This window comes from Streptomyces sp. WI03-4A (assembly GCF_033792105.1).
Taxonomy (GTDB): Bacteria; Actinomycetota; Actinomycetes; order Streptomycetales; family Streptomycetaceae; genus Streptomyces; species Streptomyces collinus_A.
The window spans coordinates 78108-101110 of sequence record NZ_JARAUO010000018.1; the positions used below are offsets into that span (position 1 = coordinate 78108).

Here is a 23003-nt window from a genome sequence, read left to right on the forward strand (position 1 = left end):
ATCATGATGGCTCAGGGCGGTCCCGGACGGAAGACGCCACGCACGGCCCAGTCCGGTGTCCACGCGCCTGCACCGGCCGGGGCGGGCGACGGGCCCGCGAGGTGGGCGCGCAGGGCGGCGAGACCGGGATGGGCGTTGGCCGCGTCCCGGACCAGGCAGTGCGGGTAGACCGGCGTCGGACCGGTGAGCGCGATCCGGCGCAGATCGTGCCCGGCGGGCCAGACGAGACGGGTCTGCGCGCCGACGAAGGTGGCCGGCGCGGAGGAGTCGGTGACCGCGTCCAACAGCGCCTCGATGCCGAAGTCGGGCCCCACCGAATCGATGGTCAGCCCGAACGCGTCGGCCAGGGCCGCGTAGTAGGCGGCCCACTCGGTGCCGTCCACGATGCCCGGCATCCAGATCCGGTGCCCGGCCAGGTCCGCCGGGGCCACCGCGCCCGCCCCGGCCGGCGCGTGCCCCGGGCCGGTCAGCAGCTCCAGCGGCTCGTCCAGCACCCGGGTCGCCGCAAGGCCCTCGGGGGCCCGGCCGCTGGTCGCCCGCCACGGCAGGCGCCGGGTGCTGTTCACCGTCGGCGTGCTGCGCGCCTGCTGGTCGGTGGGCCTGGCCCTCGTCCGGCGCCCGGCGTCCCCGGCCTGGCCCTGGTGATGGTCCTCGAACTGGGCCTCATCACCTGCTCGGGCGTGTTCAGCCCGGTCCTCGCCGCCGAACGGCTCGAACGGACCCCGGACGACCGGGTGGCCCGCACCCTGGCGGCCTGGTCCGTCACGAGCAGGGCCACCACCGCCGCGCTCACCGCGCTGTGGGGGCCTGCCGGCCGCGCTCAACGGCCCGCGCGCCGCGATCGCCCTGGCCGGGATCCTGCTGCTGCCCACCCCGCTGCTGCTGCGCGCGACCGCTACGGCACGACCGTCACCGGCCACCGCCCCGCCTTCACCAGCCGGACCGCCACCGACCCGATGATCCGGTGCCCGGCCTGCTCCGAGGCGCCCACCACCACCGCGTCCGCCTTGAGCTCGTCGGCCGCCTTCACCAGCCCGTTGTACGGGTCGCCGCGGAAGGTGTGGAACTCCCAGCGCACCTCGAATATCCCCCTGACCCGTTCGGCCGCCTCCCGGATGTAGGAGACCAGGTCCTCGGCGATCTCGTCGGTCGTCTCCGCCACCGGCGCGCCGAGCGCCGCCCCGGCCGCGAGCACCGGCTGCACGTACACCACGGCCAGCAGCGCGCGCTGCCGCCGCGCCAGACCGCCCGCGTACGCGGCGGCGCGCAGCGAGGAGTCCGAGCCGTCCACCCCGACCACGATGACCTTGGGGCCGTCGGTGCCCCGCTCGAACTGGTGCGCGTGCTGTTCGTGCTGCTCCGTCACAACCCGAGGCTATCGGAACCGGTGGTTCAGGCCGAGGCGCGGCCCCGCTCGACGGGCGAACGGTCCCGGCCCTTCCTACAGTCGGAACCATGACTGCCACCGCCGGGCCGGACGCACGCGGGTCGGCCGCGGGCCGGATACGCCCGCCCGCCGGCGGACGCCTCGGCTGGGTGCCCGAGGCCTTCGGGGCCCTGTTCGCCGCCCTCGGCCTGCTCTGCGCACTGCTCGCGTTCATCGCCCCGCTGCGCACCGTGCTCCGCCCGGTCGTGCGCACCCTGGACCTGCTCCTGGTGCCGATCAGCGCCAACCTGGCGTACGCGGTCTTCCTCTTCCTGCTGGCCGGGGCCACCGCCGCCCGCAAGAAGGTCGCCTGGTGGCTGGTCGTGGTCTACCTGGGCCTGCTGGTCCTCTTCGACGTCCTCGGCCTGGCCCTGGGCCAGTACGCCGCCTCGCTGCCGTCCTTCGTCCTCTGCGGCCTGCTGCTGCTCCTGCTGGTGCTCGCCCGCGCGGAGTTCTACGCCGCCTCCCGCCGCGGTGCCGTGTGGCGCGCCCTGGGTGTGCTGCTGGCCGGGCTCGCCGTCGCCATCGTCGTCGGCTGGGGGCTGGTCTCCCTGTTCCCGGGCACCCTGCCGGAGGGCCAGCACCTGGCCTGGGCGGCCGACCGGGTCTGCGGCGGGCTCGTCTCCAACAGCTCCTTCGACGGCCGGCCGCCGCGCGAGGTCACCTTCCTGCTCGGCCTGTTCGGCGCGCTCGCCCTGCTGAACGCGGCCGCCACGCTCTTCCGCTCCCAGCGCCTGGAAGCGGCCCTCCACGGTGACGAGGAGGCCCGCATCCGCGCCCTCCTCGGGGCCTACGGCGCACAGGACTCGCTCGGCTACTTCGCCACCCGGCGGGACAAGGCCGTCGTCTTCTCCTCCAGCGGCAAGGCCGCCGTCACCTACCGCGTCGAAGCCGGCGTGTGCCTGGCCAGCGGCGACCCCGTCGGCGACCCCGAGGCATGGCCGCACGCCATCGCCGCCTGGCTGGACGTGGCCCGCCGGCACGCCTGGGCGCCCGCGGTGATGGGCGCCTCCGAGTCCGGGGCCCGCGCCTTCGCCCGCGCCGGTCTCGGCGCCCTCCAGCTCGGCGACGAGGCGATCCTGCACGTGCCCGGGTTCGACCTGAACGGCCGGGACATGCGCGTCACCCGGCAGGCCGTGCACCGGGTTCGCCGCACCGGAGCCACCTCGCGCGTCCGGCGCCACGCCACCCTCACCGACCGTGAGATGGAGGAGATCGTCGACAAGGCCGACGCCTGGCGCGACACCGAGACCGAGCGCGGCTTCTCCATGGCCCTGGACCGGCTCGGCGACCCCAGCGACGGCGACTGCCTCCTCGTGGAGGCCCTGAGCGAGGACGGCAGGCTGCTCGCCCTGCTCTCCTTCGTTCCCTGGGGGCGCGGAGGTGTCTCCCTGGACCTGATGCGCCGTGACCGCAGCGCCCCCAACGGGGTGATGGAGTTCATGGTCGCCGAACTGTGCGCGGCCGCCCCGAAGCTGGGGGTGCGCAGGATCTCGCTGAACTTCGCCGTCTTCAGGTCCGTGTTCGAGGAGGGCGCCCGCATCGGCGCAGGGCCGGTCCTCCGGCTGTGGCGCCGGCTGCTGCTGTTCTTCTCCCGCTGGTGGCAGTTGGAGGCCCTCTACCGCTCCAACGCCAAGTACCGCCCGGAGTGGTACCCGCGCTTCATCTGCTACGGCGAGACCGCCTCCCTCGCCCGCATCGGCCTCGCCTCCGCCATCGCCGAGGGATTCGTCTCCGTACCTTCCCTGCGCAAACTCTGGGGGAAGGGGCACCCGAAGACAGGGCAGCGGCCCGCCACCACCGAGGGCCTGCCGCCTCTGGCGGCGCTCGGCCTCGACGGAGGGGACGAGGCCGGGACCGCCGTCCCGGGCGCGGGCCTGTCCGACCAGGTCCGCGTCCGGCTCCGCAAGCTCGACCGGCTGCGCGCGACCGGCACCGACCCGTACCCGGTCGGCGGGGCCGCCCCCACCCACGCTCTCGCCGACGTCCCGCGCGGCGCGGACGTCACCGTGGCAGGCCGGGTCATGCTGGTCCGCGACTTCGGCGGCATCGTCTTCGCCGTCCTGCGCGACTGGTCCGGGGACCACCAACTCGCCCTCACCCGCGAGCGGTCCGGGGCCTTCCTCGACCGCTTCCGGGACACGGCCGACATCGGCGACCACATCACCGCCACCGGCCGCGCGGGTGTCAGCGACAAGGGCGAGCCCACCGTCTTCGTCACCTCGTGGCACCTGGCCGGCAAGTGCCTGCACCCGCTGCCCGACAAGCGCCGCGGCCTCGCCGACCCCGAGGCCCGGGTCCGCCGCCGCTACCTCGACCTGGTCACCAGCCCCGCCGCCCGCCAGGTGGTCCGCACCCGCTCCACCGCCGTGCAGGCCCTGCGCCAGGGCCTGCTGGACCGCGGCTACGTCGAGGTCGAGACGCCGATGCTGCAGCAGATCCACGGCGGCGCCAACGCCCGCCCCTTCACCACCCACATCAACGCCTACGACCTCGACCTCTACCTGCGCATCGCCCCCGAGCTGTACCTCAAGCGGCTGTGCGTGGGCGGCCTGGAGCGGGTCTTCGAGATGGGCCGCACCTTCCGCAACGAGGGCGTTTCCTACAAGCACAACCCCGAGTTCACGATGCTGGAGGCCTACCAGGCGCACGCCGACTACGACGTGATGCGCGACCTGGCCCGCGAGCTGATCCAGGGCGCGGCGACCGCCGCCTTCGGCTCCGCGGTCGCCCGCAAGGACGGCCGGGAGTACGACATCTCGGGGGACTGGCCCGTGAAGACGGTCCACGGGGCGCTCTCCGAGGCTCTGGGCGAGGAGATCGGCCCCGGCACCGAACTCCTCAGGCTGCACCGGCTGTGCGACCGCACGGGCGTGCCGTACACCCCCGACGACACCCCGGGCGACGTGGTCCTGGAGATGTACGAGCGGCTGGTCGAGGAGCGCACCGGGCTGCCCACCTTCTACAAGGACTTCCCCACCGAGGTCTCCCCGCTCACCCGGCAGCACCGCACCGACCCGCGCCTCGCCGAGCGCTGGGACCTCGTCGCCTTCGGCACCGAACTCGGCACCGCCTACTCCGAACTGACCGACCCCGTCGAACAGCGCCGCCGGCTCACCGAACAGTCCCTGCTCGCCGCGGGCGGCGACCCCGAGGCCATGGAGCTCGACGAGGACTTCCTCGACGCCCTGGAGTACGCGATGCCACCGACCGGCGGCCTCGGCATCGGCGTCGACCGGCTGGTCATGTTCCTCACCGGCCTCACCATCCGGGAGACCCTGCCCTTCCCGCTGGTGCGCCGCCGCTGAAGCCTGCCGGCCGGACCGTGTCGGTCCGTGTCCGCGGGCGGGTCACGGGCGCGCTCCGGGGCGGCCTCGCCCCCGGCCGGGCCATGGACGGCACCCCCTACCGGGTCGGTCCGCCTGACAGCAGGGCCCCGGGCGCCTCGCGGCCCTCGCGCCAGGCCCGTTGCCCCGCCCGCACGCACGCGCCGCCTGCGCACCACTCCCGTGTGCCCCGCCCGCCCGCACGCGCCGCCTTCCGTGCCACGCCCGCGCACCCCGGTGGCACCGTGCCCGCGCGGGAGGCGCACGCGGTGGCGGGCGCTGCGCCGTACGGGTGCATTCCGCCGCCGCACCGGTGTCGATGCGGGGCACATGAGGTTTGCGGGGCGACTGATGAAGCATGCAGAAGGATCAGTTGTTCACACGGCGCCGCATGCTGCTCGCCGGGGCCGCCGCCCTGGGAGCCGCGGGCACCGCGGGAGTCGTGGTGGCGGGCGACGGCGGAGAGGCGGCCCGCACCGCCCCACCCGTCGCCGGCCCGCAGGCCCGCCAGGTGCTCAAGTCCTCCGCCTTCCGGCTCCAGCCGCTCACCGGGTACGGCCCCCCGCGCGCCGCGCCGCGCAAGCTCAAGGTCCGCAGCGAACCCATCCTGCAGATCTCCGGGCGGGGCCGCCGGATGATGCTCACCTACGACGACGGCCCGAACCCGGCCTACACCCCGCACATCCTGGACACCCTCGCCAAGTACCGCGTCCGGGCGATGTTCTTCGTGTGCGGGGAGTGCGTCGTCGACAACAAGGAACTGCTGGCCCGGATGGCCGACGAGGGGCACGTCGTCGGCAACCACACCTGGACCCATCCGCTGCTGACCAGCCTGGACCGGGGGGAGATCCGCTCCGAGATGGAGCGCACCAGCGACATCATCGAGGACGCCTACGGAGAGCGCCCCCAGTGGTTCCGCGCCCCGTACGGCGCCTGGAACCGCGCGGCCTTCCAGCTCGGCGCCGAGATGGGCATGGAGCCGATGGCCTGGACGGTCGACACCACCGACTGGGAGACCCCCGGCACGGGGATCATCGTCGACCGCGTGGAGAGCGGCGCCGCCCCCGGTGTCGTGGTGCTCTCCCACGACGCCGGTGGCGACCGTTCGCAGAGCGTCCACGCGATCCGTGAATACCTGCCCTACCTGCTCGACTCCGGCTACGACCTCGTGGTGCCGCCCCGCCGCACCACGTGAGGCGGCCCTTCGCCCGCCCGGTGACGGCGCCTCAGTCCACCGCGACCAGGCGGGCGAAGACGACGACGTTCCCGTCGTACCCGTTCTGCTTCGAGAAACCGCCGCCACAGGTGATCACCCGCAGCTCCGGTGTGCCCTTGGAGCCGTACACCCGGTCGCTCGGGAAGTCGCTCTTCGCGAACACCTCGACGCCGTAGATCTCGAAGACCGCGGTCTTGCCGTCCTTGCGCAGGACCTCGACCCGGTTGCCCTTCTTCAGCGCGCCGAGCCCGTAGAACACGGCGGGTCCCTGCTTGTTGTCGACATGGCCGACCACGACCGCGGTGCCCTTCTCCCCGGGCGAGACCGCACCGGTGAACCAGCCCGCCAGGTTGGGGTCCTCCGGCGGCGGCGCACCGACCCAGCCGTTGGCGTCCAGGCCGACGGGCGTGACGGGCGCGTCGACCCGGATCGCGGGGATGCGGACCCGGTCGGCCGCCGCGAACGGCAGCGGGACGGGGGCCGCCGGGAGCGTCTCGGGGGCGGTCCGGCTGTCCGCGGCCGCCGCCGCAGCGGGTTGCGGCGGGCCGACGTCGAACTCCCCGGAACCGTTCCTGATGAGGGCCAGGCCGGTCAGAAGGACCAGCGCTATGACGCCCCAGGGGGCGCGCTTGCGCCGCCGCTCCTCCTCCTCGGCCAGCTCGGACCGCAAGGACACAGACATTCGCCATCCCCTCTCGACGCGGCCGTCGGCACGTGCCTCGCGCATGGGAAAACGCTAAGTCCCGCGAAGGCCGGGGGCGACGGGGCGACGGGCGAACGGGTGGCCCGCCGCCCTTCCGGTGCGCCATCCGAGTTGCAGCCGACAGGAATTTTCTGACGCGGTGTGACCTGCAGAAATATCTGATTGTGTGGTTGTCGCACGGCGTGTCTGCTCACCAGGACGGAGCATTCTCGACGTGCGGGCGTGTTCCGCGCGTCCGAGGGTCTTGATCGGGAGGCGCTTTCTCGCCGATAGACCGGGGACGGGACCCGGGGTGCCTCCCGCGGAGGATCACATGCGAAACCAAGGCGCTCTGGCGGCCGCGTGCGCGGCGGCCGCCGTGCTCGGGCTCGCCACTCCCGTCGCCGTCGCGGACGGCATGGGCAACAACGGCGGGCCGTCCAACGACAACACCGGAGTCATCGCCGGCACCGGCACCGGCGTCGCGGGGGTGGGGGTGGGGGTCGTCCCGGGCATCGGCAACCTCAACGGGCTCGGCAACGGCAACGGCAACCGGTTCAACGGCAACGGCGACGCCAACTTCAACGGCAACATCAACGGCAATTTCAACGGCCACATCAACGGCAACATCGGCGGCGGCCGCGGCAACGACTTCAACAACGGCCGCAACGACTTCAACAACGGCAGGGGCGACAACAACGGCCGAGGGGACAACTTCGGCAACAACAACGGCAGGGGCGACAACAACGGCAGGGGCGACAACAACGGCCGAGGGGACGACTTCGGCAACAACAACGGCCGAGGAGACGACTTCGGCAACAACAACGGCCGAGGAGACGACTTCGGGAACAACAACGGCCGGGGCGACGACTTCGGCAACAACAACGGCCGAGGGGACGACTTCGGCAACAACGGCCGCGGGGACGGCAACCCGCGCAACATCGTCGCCTCGCCCAGCGTGATCCCCGCCGGCGGCCGGATCACCGTCACCGTGGACGGCTGCCGGGGCGGCACGGCGTTCTCGCGCGCCTTCCGTCCCATCGAGCTCCGGCCGGTCCGGGACGACACCTCGCGCGGCTCCGGCTCGGTCGAGCGGGGCACCCGTCCGGGCCGCTACGACATCACGGTCAACTGCAACGGCCGCACCCTGACCCGGCCCAACGCCTTCACCGTGCTCGGTGGCGTCCAGGGCGGCCTCGGCGGCAGCGTCCTCTCCGGCGCCACGCCGGCCGACACCGCCATCGGCGGCGGGCTGGTGGCCGCGGCCGTCCTCGGTGGCGGCGCGTGCCTGCTCCGCCGCCGGAACGAGAAGCGGATCTGACGGGCCCTTGTCCCGCCCCCGCCGAAGCCCGGCCACCCCGACAGGCCCTCGCCCCGACCCCCGCACGGGACTCGGGGCGAGGGCCTGTGACGGGACGCGTACCCTAGCCGCCCGCGTGCGGGAACAGCGAGAGGAACGGTTCGGCGGTGGCCGCGATGCCCCGGCTGAAGGGGGCGTCGAAGTCCCAGATGAGGAACAGCATGAAGGCGATGGTCGCGGAGAACAGCCCGGCCAGGACCAGTTCCCTGCGCGTGCGCCGGATCTGCAGCGCGAAGACCATGCCGATCGTGATGACCGCGCCAGCCAGCAGGCCCCACCACACCACGGACGGCATTGTCGCCCCGGTCGAGTCGGCACGCGCGTTGCGCGCCTCGTCGGCGGCCGCCATCTGGTCCAGCACCGGCTGGTACGCCTGCGCCTCGAAGTCGTTCTTCGGCTGGTAGTCGGTGACGTCGTGGCGGACCTGCGTCAGCAGTTCGGTGCCGCGCGGGGTGATCCGCCCGTGGTCGGCCATCTCCTTCCACTCGGTGGTCACGACGTGTCCGACATAGGCGTTGACGTCGTCCCGAATCCGGTCACGGACGTCCGGCGGGTAGATCCGCACCCGCTCGTAGATCTCGTGCAGCGCCTGGGCCTCGGCCTGCACATGGTCCTGGGCGGCGCTGCGCGCCTCCCACACGCCCGCGATGGCCAGGCCCAGGACGATGGCGTACACCACGCCGATCCACATCGTCATGTACTCGATGACGTCCGGGGTCTCGCTGGGGTCCTCGTCCTCGGGGGCCCGCTTGTGCCGTACGAGGGTGATCACGACCACCACGGCGCAGGCCCCCAGCATCGCGAGGACGAGAACAAGCCAATCCGACAACGGTTCCTCCAGGGGTGAGCGGCCGGCGCGTCAGCGCGGGCGCAGCGCCGCGACGGCGACGATCGCGGGAACGGTGATGAGCAGGACGTAGGTGACCGGTGAGGTGGGGGAGGGCGCCGGCCGGCTGCTCGCCCTGGGGTGGTACGCCGGGTAGCTCACCGGGGTCACCGAGGGCCGTGGCCTGGGCTTGGGCCTGGGCGGCGGGGTGGGCGGCGGCGGCGGCGGGGGAGTGGGGCGGGCCGCGGGTGCCGCCGGGGCGGGCCGGACCGGCGGGCGGGGCTTCGGCGGGGGCGGCGGCTTCGGTGTGGGGGTCGGCCGCGGCTCGGGCTTCGGCTTCGGCGGCGGCGGGGTGGGCGTCGGCGTCGGCGTCGGCTTCGGTGTGGGGGTGGGGGTGGGCGGGCACGGCGGCGGGGTGGGCTCCGGGCACGGCGGGACGGGCCAGTGACCGCCGCCTTGGTCGTCGTCGCCCTGGCCGTCGTCACCGCCGTGGCCGCCGCCCGCCACGGCCACCGCGACCGTGCCGTCCGGGCCCGTCGAGGCGTAGGCGCAGGCGTCGGCCGACGCGGTCCCGACCGGGCAGCCCACCAGGGTCCAGGTCAGGGTCAGAAGGGCCAACACCCGTGCGGCGGGCGCACATCGGGTCACTTCGGGTCCATGCACGACCGAGATCATGAGCCGCCGGGCGCGGTCGCACGCCGTGGTGTCCCGGGATTACCCCAAAGGGGGGACAAAACACGATCAAGGGTTTGACGAGGGGAAGAGGTCCGAACACCCCGGTCTGTACGCCCGCACGACTCCCCGGGCGTCCGATCCGGCCGCGGCGTCCGGAAAAGAAATTCGCGCCCCCATTGAACGCTCCCGCCCCCGCGCCGCGTACCCATGGCCGTGCGGCGGCGCAGCAAGGCGCTGCAATATCCAGGCGAAATTTGGGGAGTTGACGATGAAGACCTCCTGGCGGGCCGCCTCACTGGTGGCCACGGCCGCTTCGGTGCTGGCGCTGACGACGGCGTGCGGTCAGGACAACGCCACCACTCCGGCATCGGCGGCCCAGAACGTCGGGGCCACGGCGGCGGCCGGCGACTACGGCAACGCCGGAGCCACGCCCGGCACCGGCACCGCCGCGGGCAACGGCTACGGCGCCGACGGCAACCAGAGCTCGAGCTCCCCGAGCCCGGCCACCCCCGCCGGCAAGCTGACGGTGGCCGCCAACCCCGACCTGGGCAAGGTGTTGACCGACGGCTCCGGCCTCACGCTGTACCGGTTCGACAAGGACACCGCGAACCCGCCCAAGTCGAACTGCGCCGGCGACTGCGCCACCACCTGGCCGCCGGTGCCCGCCGACGACGCCACCGCGGGCGCCGGCATCGACAAGGCCCTGCTGGGCGAGGTCACCCGTGCCGACGGCAGCAAGCAGCTCACCATCGCCGGCTGGCCCGCCTACCGCTACGCCAAGGACGTCAACTCCGGTGACGTCAACGGCCAGGGCGTGGGCGGCAAGTGGTTCGCGCTCGCCCCCAACGGCAAGAAGGCCTCGCTGTCCTCCCTGCCCGGCCTCTCGGTGCGCAAGGACCCCAAGCTCGGCGAGGTCGTCGTCGACCGCAACGGCATGACGGTCTACCGCTTCCTGAAGGACAAGGCGTGGCCCAAGTCCGTCTCGAACTGCACCGGCGCCTGCCTGGAGAAGTGGCCGGCGGTCGCCCCCGTCAAGTCCGACGACACCAAGGGCGTGCAGAAGAAGGGCCTGATGGGCTTCACCCGGCCCGACGGCATCAAGCAGATGACGGTCGACTGCTGGCCGATCTACACCTTCTCCGGTGACAAGGCGCCCGGAGACACCAACGGTCAGGGCGTCGGCGGCACCTGGTACGCCGTCTCGCCCGACGGCAAGCCGGTCGGCGCGCCGGGCAAGTAAGAGATCACCTCCCCAGGGTCGATCGCCCCGCCCCCCGGCGCCTGATCGAAGGTCCGCCCCCTCCGCACCGCACGGAGGGGGCGGACCGTTGTGTGTGCGGGCCCCCGCGGCGAGTGGCAAGCGGCAAGCCGGACAGTCGTCGCACAGCGGGGCCACACGGGCACTTCCCGCAGGCAGTGACCGGGAACGGATGGTCAATTTCCGGTTCGGGTCGCTCCTTTGGCGGGCGATCAGTAGCCTCAGCTCGAACACCGGATCGCCTACACACTTCGTCCACGCCTGGAGAGATACATGGAGCGTCCCGCCTGGGCCCCCCGGAGCATCGACATCTCGGTGCCGAGCGTTTCGCGTATCTACGACTACTACCTGGGCGGTTCGCACAACTTCGAGGTCGATCGGGAAGCGGCCCGCAGGGCCATGGAGTTCATGCCGGGCCTGCCGAAGATCATGCAGGCGAACCGGGCGTTCATGCGCCGGGCCGTGCGGTTCGCGGCCGCCGAGGGCATCACCCAGTTCCTCGACATCGGCTCCGGCATCCCGACCTTCGGCAACGTCCACGAGGTGGCCCAGGCGGCCGCGCCGGACGCCCGCGTGGTCTACGTCGACCACGACCCGGTGGCGGTGGCGCACAGCGAGGCGGTGCTGGCGGGCAACGACCGCGCGGACGTGGTGGCCGCCGATCTCTGCAAGCCCCGGGAGATCCTCGCGAGCCCCCGTCTTGAACGGCTGATCGACCTGAATCGGCCAGTGGCGCTCCTTCTCGTTGCCATACTGCACTTCGTGGAAGACGCGGACGACCCGTACGGTGCGGTGGCCGAGTTGCGCGGCGCGCTCGCGCCCGGCAGCCTGCTGATCCTCACGCACGCCTCGTACGAGGGAATCCCGTTGCCGGCGGAGCGGGCCGAGGGCGCGGTGGACGTGTACAAGAACATCCGCAACCCGCTGATCATGCGCTCGCGCGACGACATCGCGCGGTTCTTCGAGGGGTACGACATGGTGGAACCCGGCCTGGTGCCGATGCCGCACTGGCGCCCGGAGTCGGCGCCGGAGGACGAGGACCCGTACGCCTTCTCCGGGTTCGCCGGCGTGGGGCGTACGGCGTGAGCGCGGAGCCGGACGGGCCGGAGGACAGACTGCGCCGGCTGACGACGATCTGGAGCCGGGCGGTCTTCCCCGTCACCTCCACGTCGCTCACCCGCGCCGAGTTCGAGCAACTGCTCCTTCCGCTCGCCCGCCGGCTGAGCGGGCTGCTGCGGGCCCGCAGCTTCGACGCCGAGGAGGCGAGGGCCGTCGGCGCCGCCCTGGTCGGCGCCCACTGCACCGACCCGGAGACGCTCACCCGCACCCTGGACTGCGTCGACGCCTACCTGGTCCTGTACTGCGGCGGTGACGGCCCCCAGGACGAACTGCGCATGCGTTCCTCGCGGTTGCAGCACGCGATGGCCGCCGGGTACGCGCAGGCGCTGCGCGAGCGCACCCTCGCCGAGCAGGAGGCCATCGCCCAGGCCGCGTTGCGGGCCCAGGGCGTGGTGGCGCAGGCGCTGCACGCCAGCGAGGCCCGGTTCCGGGCGGTGTTCGAGGGCGCGGCCATAGGAATCGGCATCGCCGACCTGGACGGCAACGTGCTCCAGGTGAACCAGGCCCTGCTGCGGATGTTCGGCGGCTCGGAGAACACCGTGCGCGGCCGCAACGTCCTGGAGTGGACGCACCCCGAGGACGCCCCGCAGACCTGGAAGCTCTACGAGGAGCTCGTCCGCGGCGAGCGCGAGCACTACCACCTGGAGAAGGCCTTCAACCGCCAGGACGGCACGGTCCTGTGGACCAACCTGACCGTCTCCCTGCTGCGGGACGCCGACGGCACACCGCAGTACCAGCTCGCGCTCATGGAGGACACCACCGAGCGGCGCCTGCTCAACCTCCGCCTGCGCTACGAGGCCACGCACGACGCGCTGACCGGGCTGCCCAACCGCACGCTGTTCTTCGAGCGGCTGGAGAAGGCGCTCGGCGCGGGCGAGGGCCAGCGCTTCGGCCTGTGCTACCTGGATCTGGACGGCTTCAAGACCATCAACGACAGCCTCGGCCACGCGGCCGGCGACCGGCTGCTGGTGGAGGTCGCCGACCGGCTCCAGTCCTGCGCGACCGCGCCCGGCGAGATGGTCGCCCGGCTCGGCGGCGACGAGTTCGTGGCGCTGACCACCGGGCCCGGCACCGAGCGCAAGGTGGACGAGCTGGCCGAACGCATCATGAGCGCCCTGGTCACGCCCATCAGCATCGACGGCCGCGATCTGCTCGTGCGGGGCAGCCTCGGCATCGTGGAGGGCCCGGCGGGCGAGCGCACCGCGGCGGAGGTCCTGCGCAGCGCGGACATCACCATGTACCGGGCCAAGTCGGCGGGCGGCAACCGCTCCGAACTCGCCGATCCGGAGGCCGACGCCCGCGCGATCACCCGGCACGGCCTCACCACCGCCCTGCCGACGGCCCTGGAGCGCGGCGAGTTCTTCATCGAGTACCAGCCGCTGGTGCACCTCGGCGACGGCAGCGTCCGCGGCGCCGAGGCCCTGGTCCGCTGGCTGCACCCGCAGCACGGCGTCCTCGGCCCCGACCGCTTCATCCCGCTCGCCGAGCACACGGGCCTCATCGTCCCGCTGGGCCGCTGGGTGCTGGAGGAGTCCATCCGGCAGGCCCGCGAGTGGCGGGAGCGCCACGGTGCCGGCACGGCCGCCGGGCCGCTGCGCATCAACGTCAACCTCTCGCCGTGCCAGCTCAGCCATCCCGGTCTGGTCCAGGACACGGTGGAGATCCTCGAACGGGCGGGTGTCACCCCGGACGCCCTCTGCCTCGAGGTCACGGAGTCCGCGCTGATCGGCGCCGATGACGACCTGCTCAAGCCGCTGCGCCGGCTGGCCGAGATGGGCGTGGACATCGCCCTGGACGACTTCGGCACCGGCTACTCCAACCTCGCCAACCTGCGCCGGCTGCCGGTGAGCGTCCTCAAGCTGGACCGCTCCTTCACCCAGGGCATGCAGCAGTTCCCGGCCGACCCGGTCGACCTGAAGATCGTCGAGGGCATCGTCTCCCTGGCCCACAGCCTCGACCTGGCGGTCACCGTCGAGGGCGTGGAGACCGGAGCCCAGGCCGAACAGCTCCGCATACTGGGCTGCGACACGGCCCAGGGCTGGTACTACGCCAGGCCCGGCCCCCCGGAAAGGCTCCACGACCTGGCCCTGGTGGACGCGACGCGCTGAGCGGTGGGGGTGGGGGGCGAAGCCCCCCACCAGGGGCGCGGGGAACTGCGTGACCAGCCAGAACGCACCCGCACCCCGGGACGACGCGACCGAGGCAGACGCACCCGCGCCACCCCGAGAAGAACCTCACCGCTCCAGCAGCATCCGCTGCAACTCCCGGGCAGCCCGGGGCGGAGCCACATCGCTGCGATGGGCCAGCGCGATGGTCCGGTGCAGCCCCGGCCGGGCCAGCGGGGTGACCCGCAGGCCGTGGCCGGCGCGCGTGGCGACCATGCGGGGCACCACGGCCACGCCGAGCCCCGCCCGCACGAAGCCCAGCACCGCGTCCATCTCGCCGCCCTCCACCGCGAAGTCCGGCTCGAACCCGGCGGAGCGGCACGCGGCCACGGTCAGTTCCCGCAGGTCGTAGCCGTGCCGGAACATCACGAGGCGTTCGCCCGCCAGATCGCCGACGCCGACCTCCCGGCCGTCCCGGCCCGGTGCGGGGGACTCCGGCGAGGACACCACCACGAGGTCCTCCCGCAGCAGCTCCACCGTGGTCAGCGCGGGCGCCGGGGACGGCAGCGGCAGGACGACCAGGGCCAGGTCCAGGGCGCCCCGGGCCAGCCCCCGCACCAGGTCGTGCGAGCCGCCCTCCTCGATCAGCAGCCGGATGCCGGGGTAGCGGTCGTGGAAGGCGCGCAGGACGTCCGGCAGCAGACCGGTGCACAGGCTCGGCGTCGCGCCCAGCCGGACCCGGCCCCGCCGCAGCTGGACCAGCTCCTGCACCTCGTGACGGGCGGTGTCGGTGTCCGCGAGGATCCGCCGGGCCAGCGGCAGCAGCGCCTCGCCCGCGTCGGTCAGGGTGATGTTGCCCCGGGCGCGCAGGAACAGATCCGCGCCCAGCTCCCGCTCCAGCGCCTTGATCTGCTGCGACAGCGACGGCTGGGCCACGTGCACCAGCTCGGCGGCCCGGGTGAAGTGCCGGGTCTCCGCCACGGCCACGAAGTACTGGAGCTGCTGGAACTGCATCCCCCCAGCATAGCTGGAGCCTATGGAAACGAGGCGGACCATGTCTTGGACCGATCAGGACCTCAAGCCCTAGCGTTCTGACCCATGGCTCTGGCAACGCGGACGGACCGACGACCGTCCATGGCGCGCACGATCTGGGACAGCACGGTCGGCAAGAAGACGGTCATGGCCGTCAGCGGCCTGATCATGCTGCTGTACCTGGTCGCGCACATGATCGGAAACCTGAAGATCTACTTCGGCGCGGGCGAGTTCAACCACTACGCCCACTGGCTGCGCACCGTCGGCGAACCGTTCATGCACTACGAGTGGACGCTCTGGCTCATCCGGATCGTCCTCGTCGCCGCCGTGATCGCGCACGCCACCTCCGCCTACCAGCTCAGCCGGCGCGACATCAACGCCCGGCCGAGCAAGTACGTGCACCGCAAGCCGCGGGCGAGCTACGCCACGCGGACCATGCGCTGGGGCGGTGTCATCCTCGGCCTGTTCATCGTCTGGCACCTCCTGGACCTGACCACCGGCACCGTGCACTCCGGCGGCTTCCAGGAGGGCCACCCGTACCAGAACGTGGTGGACACCTTCTCCACCTGGTACGGCAACGTCGTCTACATCGTCGCGATGCTCGCGCTCGGACTGCACGTACGGCACGGCTTCTGGAGCGCCGCCCAGACCCTCGGCGTCGGCAGCCGGGCCCGCGACCGCGCCCTCAAGATCGTCGCCGACGTCCTCGCGCTGCTGCTCACGGCCGGCTTCGTCGCCGTACCCGTGGGCGTCATGACCGGAGTGGTGAGCTGACATGACCGAATACGTGAAGTACGCGACGGGCGAGCCGGTCGTCGACACCAAGGCACCCTCGGGTCCGGTCCACGAGCGGTGGGACAAGCGCCGCTTCGAGGCGAAGCTGGTCAACCCCGCCAACCGGCGCAAGCAGACGATCATCGTGGTCGGCACCGGTCTCGCGGGCGGCTCGGCCGGCGCGACCCTCGCCGAACAGGGCTACCACGTCGTCCAGTTCTGCTACCAGGACTCCCCGCGCCGCGCCCACTCCATCGCCGCCCAGGGCGGGATCAACGCGGCCAAGAACTACCGCAACGACGGCGACTCGGTGCACCGGCTCTTCTACGACACCGTCAAGGGCGGCGACTTCCGCTCCCGCGAGTCCAACGTCCACCGCCTCGCGCAGATCTCCGTCGAGATCATCGACCAGTGCGTGGCCCAGGGCGTGCCCTTCGCCCGCGAGTACGGCGGCCTGCTCGACACCCGCTCCTTCGGCGGCGTCCAGGTCTCCCGCACCTTCTACGCCCGCGGCCAGACGGGCCAGCAGCTGCTGCTCGGCGCCTACCAGGCGCTCAGCCGGCAGATCGCCGCCGGTAACGTGGAGATGCACCCGCGCACCGAGATGCTGGACCTGATCGTCGTGGACGGACGGGCGCGCGGCATCGTGGCCCGGGACCTGATCACCGGCCGGATCGACACCTACTTCGCGGACGCCGTCGTCCTCGCCAGCGGCGGCTACGGCAACGTCTTCTACCTGTCGACCAACGCCATGAACTCCAACGCCACCGCCATCTGGCGGGCCCACCGGCGCGGGGCGTACTTCGCCAACCCCTGCTTCACCCAGATCCACCCCACCTGCATCCCGCGCACCGGCGACCACCAGTCCAAGCTGACCCTGATGAGCGAGTCGCTGCGCAACGACGGCCGCATCTGGGTGCCGAAGGCCAAGGGCGACGACCGCCCGCCGAACCGGATCCCCGAGGACGAGCGCGACTACTACCTGGAGCGCATCTACCCCTCCTTCGGCAACCTGGTCCCGCGCGACATCGCCTCCCGCGCCGCGAAGAACGTCTGCGACGAGGGCCGGGGCGTGGGACCCGGCGGCCAGGGCGTCTACCTCGACTTCGCCGACGCCATCCGGCGGATGGGCCGCAAGGCCGTCGAGGCCAAGTACGGCAATCTCTTCGACATGTACCAGCGGATCACCGACGAGGATCCGTACGAGGTGCCCATGCGGATCTACCCGGCCGTGCACTACACGATGGGCGGCCTGTGGGTCGACTACGACCTGCAGACCACGGTCCCGGGCCTGTTCGCGGTCGGCGAGGCCAACTTCTCCGACCACGGCGCCAACCGGCTCGGCGCGTCCGCGCTGATGCAGGGCCTGGCCGACGGCTACTTCGTGCTGCCGGCCACCATCAACGACTACCTGGCCCGCCACCCCCACCAGGAGCCGGTCACCGACGGACACCCCGCCGTCCAGGAGGTGCTGGCCGAGACCGAGGACCGGCTCAACCTGCTCCTCGCCGTCGACGGCGACCGCACGCCCGACTCCTTCCACCGCGAACTCGGCGAACTCATGTGGGAGTTCTGCGGCATGGCCCGCACCGACGCCGGGCTGCGCAAGGCACTGGAGCGCATCCCGCAGATCCGCGAGGAGTTCTGGCGGCGGATCAAGGTGCCCGGCACCGGCGAGGAGTTCAACCAGTCGCTGGAGAAGGCCAACCGGATCGTCGACTACCTGGAACTCGCCGAGCTGATGTGCCTGGACGCGCTGCACCGCGCCGAGTCCTGCGGTGGCCACTTCCGCGAGGAGTCCCAGACACCCGACGGCGAGGCCGCCCGCAGGGACGAGGAGTTCGCCTACGCCGCCGCCTGGGAGTTCGCCGGCACCGGCGAGGCCCCCGTCCTGCACAAGGAAGACCTCGTCTTCGAGTACGTCCACCCCACCCAGCGGAGCTACGCATGAAGCTCACCCTGCGCGTCTGGCGGCAGAAGAACGCCGACGCCGAAGGCGCCATGTCCACCTACGAGGTGGACGGCATCTCGTCCGACATGTCCTTCCTGGAGATGCTGGACGTCCTCAACGAGCGGCTCATCCTCGCCGGCGAGGAACCCGTCGCCTTCGACCACGACTGCCGCGAGGGGATCTGCGGGGCGTGCTCCCTCGTCATCAACGGGGAGGCGCACGGCCCCGAGCGCACCACCACCTGCCAGCTGCACATGCGGTCCTTCCGGGACGGCGACACCATCGACATCGAGCCGTGGCGGGCCGCCGCCTTCCCGGTGATCAAGGACCTGGTCGTCGACCGGTCCGCCTTCGACCGGATCATCCAGGCCGGCGGCTACGTCACCGCCCCCACCGGCTCGGCGCCGGAGGCGCACGCCACGCCGGTGCCCAAGGCCGACGCCGACTTCGCCTTCGAGCACGCCGAGTGCATCGGCTGCGGGGCCTGCGTGGCCGCCTGCCCGAACGGCGCGGCGATGCTGTTCACCTCCGCCAAGGTCAACCACCTGAACGTGCTGCCCCAGGGCGCGCCCGAGCGGGAGACCCGGGTGCTGGACATGGTGGCGCAGATGGACGCCGAAGGGTTCGGCGGCTGCACGCTGACCGGCGAGTGCGCCACCGCCTGCCCCAAGGGCATCCCCCTCATGTCCATCACCGGCATGAACCGGGAGTGGCTGCGCGCCACCCGGAAGTCGGGCGGGCGCTAGGGCCTGTCGCGGCCCCAGTAGCGCGATCACGGACGTTCGCCGACGGACAGGCGGACGGGCGGGACCGGGAGAGGTGCTCCTCCCGGTCCCGTCTGGCTTTTCCGCCGTGCAGCCCGCGCCGTTCAGCAAGCCCACACCCGCTCTCCCGCCATCGGTCACGTGCACGCCAACCGGCATCGGAAGAACAGGACCGGCGGTCCCGACCGGCCGCCGCTCCCGCCGACCCCGGCCCGCGACCATGGAGAGAGCCATGACCGGCGTCACCACGCTCGACCGTCCTCCGCAGCCCGCGGCACCCACCCGCTACACCGTCGCCCTCGCCCGCGACGAGACCGACGTGCGTGCCGCGCAGCGGCTGCGGCACGACGTCTTCGCCAGCGAGATGGGCGCCCTGCTCACCACCCCGGAACCCGGGCACGACGTCGACGCCTTCGACGCGTACTGCGACCACCTGCTGGTCCGCGACACCGTCACCGGTCAGGTCGTCGGCACCTACCGGCTGCTGCCGCCGGAGCGGGCCGCGGTGGCCGGCCGGCTCTACTCGGAGGGCGAGTTCGACCTGGCCCGGCTCGACGCGATCAGGCCCGCCCTGGTCGAGGTCGGCCGCTCCTGCGTGCACCCCGACCACCGCGACGGCGCCGTCATCGGCCTGATCTGGGCCGGTCTGGCCCGCTACATGGTGGACCGGGGCCACGAATGGCTGGCCGGCTGCTGCTCCGTCCCGCTCGCCGACGGCGGCACCCTGGCGAGCGCCACCTGGCAGCGGGTCCAGGAGAAACACCTGGCCCCGGAGGAGTACCGGGTGCGCCCGCTGCTGCCCTGGGTCCCGGACCCGGGCGCGCCCGCCGCCCGCACCGAACTGCCCGCCCTGCTCCGCGGCTACCTGCGCCTGGGCGCCTGGGTGTGCGGGGAGCCGGCCCACGACCCGGACTTCGGGGTCGCCGACCTGTACGTGCTGCTGTCCATGCGCCGGGTCAACCCGCGCTACCTGCGGCACTTCCTCTCCCTCGTACCGGGCGTACCGGGCCGATGAGCGCCTGGCTGCCCAGCGCGCCCTGCACCCCGGGCGCCTGCGTGGAGCCGGCCGCGCCCGTGGTGGCCGTACCGCGCGCGGTGCTGCGGCTCACCGCGGTCACGGTCTTGGTGCTGGCCGGGATCGCGCTGTCCCCGCTCGGCGGGAGGATCCCCGTCGAGTGGGTCAGACGGTGGTGCCGGACCGTCGTGCGCGCCGTCGGGGTGCGGGTCCGCTTCACCGGCGGCCCCGCGCCCGCGGGCGGGCTGCTGCTCGTCGCCAACCACGTCTCCTGGCTGGACATCCCCCTGCTCGCCGCCGTACGCCCCGCCCGGATGCTCGCCAAGACCGAGATCCGGCGGTGGCCGGTGGCCGGGGCGCTGGCCGCGCGCGGCGGGGCCCTGTTCATCGAGCGCGACCGGCTGCGCTCGCTGCCTGGCACGGTCGCCCGGATCGCCGACGCCCTGGACCGGGGCGCGGCGGTGGCCGCCTTCCCCGAGGGCAGCACCTGGTGCGGGCGCGCGCACGGCCCCTTCCACCGGGCCGTCTTCCAGGCGGCGCTGGACGCCGGCGTGCCGGTGCAGCCGGTCCGGCTGCGCTACCGGCAGGACGGGCAGCCGGCCGGCACCGCGGCCGCGTTCGTCGGCGAGGACACCCTGCTCGCCTCGCTGTGGCGGGTCGCCCGGGCGCGCGGCCTGGTGGCCGAGGTGGAGACCCGGCCGGTGATACCGCCCGGCGCCCAGCCCGACCGCCGGGCCCTCGCCCGCGCCGCCCAGCCGGTCACGCCCGCGCCGGCCTGGACCCACGCGGTCCTGCTGGCCCCGCGGGCGCCCGGGGTTCAGGGCATGACCCGGGCCAGATAGGGCGCGGTGGCGCTGCCCTCCGCGCGCGCCACCCGCCGCGGCGGCCCGGTCGCCACGACGCGCCCGCCCCGGTCGCCGCCGCCCGGGCCCAGGTCGATCACCCAGTCGGCCTCCGCGACCACCGTCATGTCGTGCTCCACCACGACGACCGTGTGCCCGGCGTCGACCAGCCCGTGCAGCCGGTCCATCAGCACCTCGACGTCGGCCGGGTGGAGCCCGGTCGTCGGCTCGTCCAGGAGGTAGAGGGTGTGGCCGCGGCGGCCGCGCTGCAACTCGCCGGCCAGCTTGATCCGCTGCGCCTCGCCGCCGGACAGCTCGGTCGCGGGCTGGCCGAGGCGCAGATAGCCGAGTCCGACGTCCAGCAGCGTGCCCAGGCTGCGCATCGCGCCCGGGGTGTCGGCGAAGAACCCCGCCGCCTCCTCGACGGTGAGATCGAGGACCTCGGCGATGTTCCGGCCCCGGTACGTCACCTGGAGCGTCTCGGGGTTGTAGCGGGCGCCGCCGCAGTCCGGGCAGGGGGCGTACGTGCTCGGCAGGAACAGCAGCTCCACGCTGACGAACCCCTCGCCCTGGCAGGTCTCGCAGCGCCCGCCCGCGACGTTGAAGGAGAACCGGCCGACGCCGTAACCCCGTTGCCGGGCCTCGCCGGTGGCGGCGAACACCTTCCGCACGACGTCGAACAGGCCCGTGTAGGTGGCCAGGTTGGAGCGCGGGGTGCGGCCGATCGGCTTCTGGTCCACCCGGACCAGCCGGCCGACGCCGGGCAGCTCCCCGGTCAACTCGCCGATCAGCGTGGACTTGCCGGACCCGGAGACGCCGGTGACGGCGGTGAACGCGCCGAGCGGGAAGCCGGCCGTCACCGCGCGCAGGTTGTGCCGGGTCACCGGGCCGACCTCCAGCCAGCCGCGAGGCTCCCGGACCTCGCGGGCAGGGCCCGGGGCCTCGTCGAAGAGGTAGCGGGCCGTGGCCGACTCCTCGACCGAGGCCAGTTCCGCGACCGGGCCGCTGTACAGCACCCGCCCGCCGTGCTCGCCCGCGCCGGGGCCGACGTCCACCAGCCAGTCGGCGCCGCGCACCACCTCCAGGTGGTGCTCCACCACGAACACCGAGTTCCCGGCCCCCTTGAGCCGGTCCAGGACGGTGAGCAGGGCCTCGGTGTCCGCCGGGTGCAGCCCCGCCGACGGCTCGTCCAGCACGTACACGACGCCGAACAGACCGGAGCGCAACTGCGTGGCCAGCCGCAGCCGTTGCAGCTCGCCCGCCGACAGGGTGGGGGCGGCCCGGTCCAGGCTGAGGTAGCCGAGGCCCAGTTCGAGGACGGGCCCGATCCGCGCCTTCAGGTCCCCGGTGAGCACCCGGGCGGTCTCGGTGCGGCCGTCGAGCAGCCCGGCCAGGTCGGTCAGCGGGAGCGCGGCCAGCTCCGCGATGTTCCGGCCGCCGAAGGTGACCGCCAGCGCCTCGGGCCGCAGTCTGCTGCCCCCGCACACCCGGCAGGGCGTACTGGTCAGGAAACGCTCGGCCTTGGCCCGCAGGGTGGGCGACTTGGTGTCGGAGAACGTCTTCAGCACATAGCGGCGGGCACTGGTGTAGGTGCCCTGGTACGGTCGCTGGATGCGTTCCGCCTCCCGGACCGGGTGCACGGTGACGACCGGCTGCTCGTCCGTGAAGAGGATCCACTCCCGGTCCCCGGCGGGCAGTTCGCGCCAGGGCCGGTCCACGTCGTGGCCGAGCGCGTCGAGGATGTCGCGCAGGTTCTTGCCCTGCCAGGCACCCGGCCACGCGGCGATCGCGCCCTCGCGGACCGACAGCGAGGGGTCGGGGACCAGCAGCTCCTCGGTGGTGCCGTGCACCTGACCGAGGCCGTGGCACTCCGGACAGGCGCCCGCGGCCGTGTTCGGCGAGAACGCGTCCGAGTCCAGCCGTTCGGCGCCCGGCGGATACTCCCCGGCCCGGGAGAACAGCATGCGCAGGGAGTTGGAGAGGTTGGTGACCGTGCCCACGGAGGAGCGCGAGGTGGGCGCCGAGCGGCGCTGCTGCAGCGAGACGGCGGGCGGCAGCCCGGTGATCTCACCGACCTTCGGCGCCCCCACCTGGTGGATCAGCCGGCGCGCGTACGGCGCGACCGACTCGAAGTAGCGCCGCTGCGCCTCGGCGTAGACGGTGCCGAAGGCCAGCGACGACTTGCCCGAGCCGGACACGCCGGTGAACACGGCCAGCACGTCCCGCGGGACGTCCACGTCGACGCCCTTGAGATTGTGCTCGCGGGCGCCGCGCACGCGTACGTACGGGTCATGGGGGCTGTGCATCGGGGGGAACTCCGTACGGGCCTGCCGGGGCGGGGACAAACCCCGCGAGTCTAGCCGGGCGCCGCACGGCGGCGGGGCCGCCCCCGCCGGTTACGGCCGCGGAGGGTTGTCCGGGCCCTGCGGCCTGGTGCCGAACTCGTCCCGCAGCTTGTCCTGGCCGGTGTCGACCTGCGACTTGTACTTGTTCCCGGTCCGCTGGTCGATGTAGTCACCGCCCTTGTCCACGCCCTTGTCGGCCATGTCCTCGTGGCCCTTGAGCATGCCCTTGATCTTGTCCATGAAGGACATCGCAGCCCTCCTCGTCGCTTGAGGCTCGCACTCCCAGC

Annotated in this window: 17 protein-coding genes and 3 pseudogenes; 12 read left to right on the top strand and 8 right to left on the bottom strand. The window is 73.0% G+C overall.

Annotation, left to right across the window (positions count from 1 at the left end; genetic code table 11):
• Positions 1–11: 11 nt before the first annotated feature.
• A pseudogene (locus PV343_RS19800) lies at positions 12–536 on the bottom strand (LysR family transcriptional regulator); the annotation flags it as partial.
• On the opposite strand from PV343_RS19800, the pseudogene PV343_RS19805 reads away from it, so the two are divergent.
• A pseudogene (locus tag PV343_RS19805) lies at positions 520–960 on the top strand (MFS transporter); the annotation flags it as partial. The pseudogenes PV343_RS19800 and PV343_RS19805 overlap by 17 nt on opposite strands.
• Here PV343_RS19805 and PV343_RS19810 read toward each other — a convergent pair.
• Positions 896–1366, bottom strand: a complete 471-nt coding sequence (locus PV343_RS19810; RefSeq protein ID WP_020943590.1) for a universal stress protein — start codon at positions 1364–1366, stop codon at positions 896–898. The pseudogene PV343_RS19805 and the gene PV343_RS19810 overlap by 65 nt on opposite strands.
• Positions 1367–1455: 89 nt before the next feature.
• Between PV343_RS19810 and lysX the strand changes: the two genes are divergently transcribed.
• Both lysX and PV343_RS19820 read left to right on the top strand, forming a co-directional pair.
• A complete protein-coding gene (gene lysX, locus PV343_RS19815) occupies positions 1456–4734 on the top strand; it encodes a bifunctional lysylphosphatidylglycerol synthetase/lysine--tRNA ligase LysX (protein WP_319148282.1) in 3279 nt (1092 codons plus the stop codon).
• Between the two features lie 376 nt (positions 4735–5110).
• Complete coding sequence (locus PV343_RS19820) at positions 5111–5947, top strand: polysaccharide deacetylase family protein (RefSeq protein WP_319148283.1); 837 nt, start codon at positions 5111–5113, stop codon at positions 5945–5947.
• Between the two features lie 31 nt (positions 5948–5978).
• Here PV343_RS19820 and PV343_RS19825 read toward each other — a convergent pair whose 3' ends face one another.
• The gene (locus tag PV343_RS19825) at positions 5979–6650 is read right to left on the bottom strand and encodes a class F sortase (RefSeq protein ID WP_319148284.1); all 672 of its coding nucleotides are present in this window, start codon (positions 6648–6650) and stop codon (positions 5979–5981) included.
• Positions 6651–7578: 928 nt separating this feature from the next.
• Between PV343_RS19825 and PV343_RS19830 the strand changes: the two are divergent.
• Positions 7579–7971 (top strand): annotated as a pseudogene (locus PV343_RS19830) (hypothetical protein); the annotation flags it as partial.
• A gap of 103 nt (positions 7972–8074) precedes the next feature.
• Here the strand turns inward: PV343_RS19830 and PV343_RS19835 are convergent.
• Positions 8075–8839, bottom strand: a complete 765-nt coding sequence (locus PV343_RS19835) for a hypothetical protein (RefSeq protein ID WP_319148285.1) — start codon at positions 8837–8839, stop codon at positions 8075–8077.
• A gap of 30 nt (positions 8840–8869) precedes the next feature.
• Positions 8870–9457, bottom strand: coding sequence for a hypothetical protein (locus tag PV343_RS19840; protein WP_319148341.1), 588 nt, complete (start codon positions 9455–9457; stop codon positions 8870–8872).
• A gap of 322 nt (positions 9458–9779) precedes the next feature.
• Between PV343_RS19840 and PV343_RS19845 the strand changes: the two genes are divergently transcribed.
• The 3 genes from PV343_RS19845 to PV343_RS19855 all read left to right on the top strand — a co-directional run bounded on the left by PV343_RS19845 (position 9780) and on the right by PV343_RS19855 (position 13996).
• Positions 9780–10751 (top strand): SCO0930 family lipoprotein, encoded by a 972-nt coding sequence (locus PV343_RS19845; RefSeq protein ID WP_319148286.1) that lies wholly within the window; start codon positions 9780–9782, stop codon positions 10749–10751.
• A gap of 291 nt (positions 10752–11042) precedes the next feature.
• On the top strand, positions 11043–11855 hold the full coding sequence (locus PV343_RS19850; RefSeq protein WP_319148287.1) for an SAM-dependent methyltransferase: 813 nt from the start codon (positions 11043–11045) through the stop codon (positions 11853–11855).
• Entirely contained in the window at positions 11852–13996 is a 2145-nt protein-coding gene (locus tag PV343_RS19855) for a putative bifunctional diguanylate cyclase/phosphodiesterase (RefSeq protein ID WP_319148288.1), read from the top strand. The genes PV343_RS19850 and PV343_RS19855 overlap by 4 nt, the downstream gene beginning before the upstream one ends.
• A gap of 126 nt (positions 13997–14122) precedes the next feature.
• Here the strand turns inward: PV343_RS19855 and PV343_RS19860 are convergent, their stop codons facing one another.
• On the bottom strand, positions 14123–15007 hold the full coding sequence (locus PV343_RS19860; RefSeq protein ID WP_319148289.1) for a LysR family transcriptional regulator: 885 nt from the start codon (positions 15005–15007) through the stop codon (positions 14123–14125).
• Positions 15008–15127: 120 nt separating this feature from the next.
• Here PV343_RS19860 and PV343_RS19865 point away from each other — a divergent pair, with 120 nt between their 5' ends.
• From PV343_RS19865 to PV343_RS19885, 5 genes are all read left to right on the top strand, one after another.
• Complete coding sequence (locus PV343_RS19865) at positions 15128–15799, top strand: succinate dehydrogenase (RefSeq protein WP_319148342.1); 672 nt, start codon at positions 15128–15130, stop codon at positions 15797–15799.
• Between the two features lies 1 nt (position 15800).
• Positions 15801–17750 (top strand): fumarate reductase/succinate dehydrogenase flavoprotein subunit, encoded by a 1950-nt coding sequence (locus tag PV343_RS19870; RefSeq protein ID WP_319148290.1) that lies wholly within the window; start codon positions 15801–15803, stop codon positions 17748–17750.
• Entirely contained in the window at positions 17747–18496 is a 750-nt protein-coding gene (locus tag PV343_RS19875) for a succinate dehydrogenase/fumarate reductase iron-sulfur subunit (protein WP_319148291.1), read from the top strand. Before PV343_RS19870 ends, PV343_RS19875 begins: the two co-directional genes overlap by 4 nt.
• Before the next feature lie 250 nt (positions 18497–18746).
• Entirely contained in the window at positions 18747–19529 is a 783-nt protein-coding gene (locus PV343_RS19880; protein WP_319148292.1) for a GNAT family N-acetyltransferase, read from the top strand.
• A complete protein-coding gene (locus PV343_RS19885) occupies positions 19526–20371 on the top strand; it encodes a lysophospholipid acyltransferase family protein (protein WP_319148293.1) in 846 nt (281 codons plus the stop codon). Before PV343_RS19880 ends, PV343_RS19885 begins: the two co-directional genes overlap by 4 nt.
• Here PV343_RS19885 and PV343_RS19890 read toward each other — a convergent pair.
• Together PV343_RS19890 and PV343_RS19895 are read right to left on the bottom strand one after the other, a co-directional pair.
• Positions 20347–22677 (bottom strand): excinuclease ABC subunit UvrA, encoded by a 2331-nt coding sequence (locus tag PV343_RS19890; RefSeq protein WP_319148294.1) that lies wholly within the window; start codon positions 22675–22677, stop codon positions 20347–20349. The two genes, PV343_RS19885 and PV343_RS19890, sit on opposite strands and share 25 nt — an antisense overlap.
• Positions 22678–22767: 90 nt before the next feature.
• Complete coding sequence (locus PV343_RS19895) at positions 22768–22965, bottom strand: antitoxin (RefSeq protein ID WP_317446641.1); 198 nt, start codon at positions 22963–22965, stop codon at positions 22768–22770.
• Positions 22966–23003: the final 38 nt, after the last annotated feature.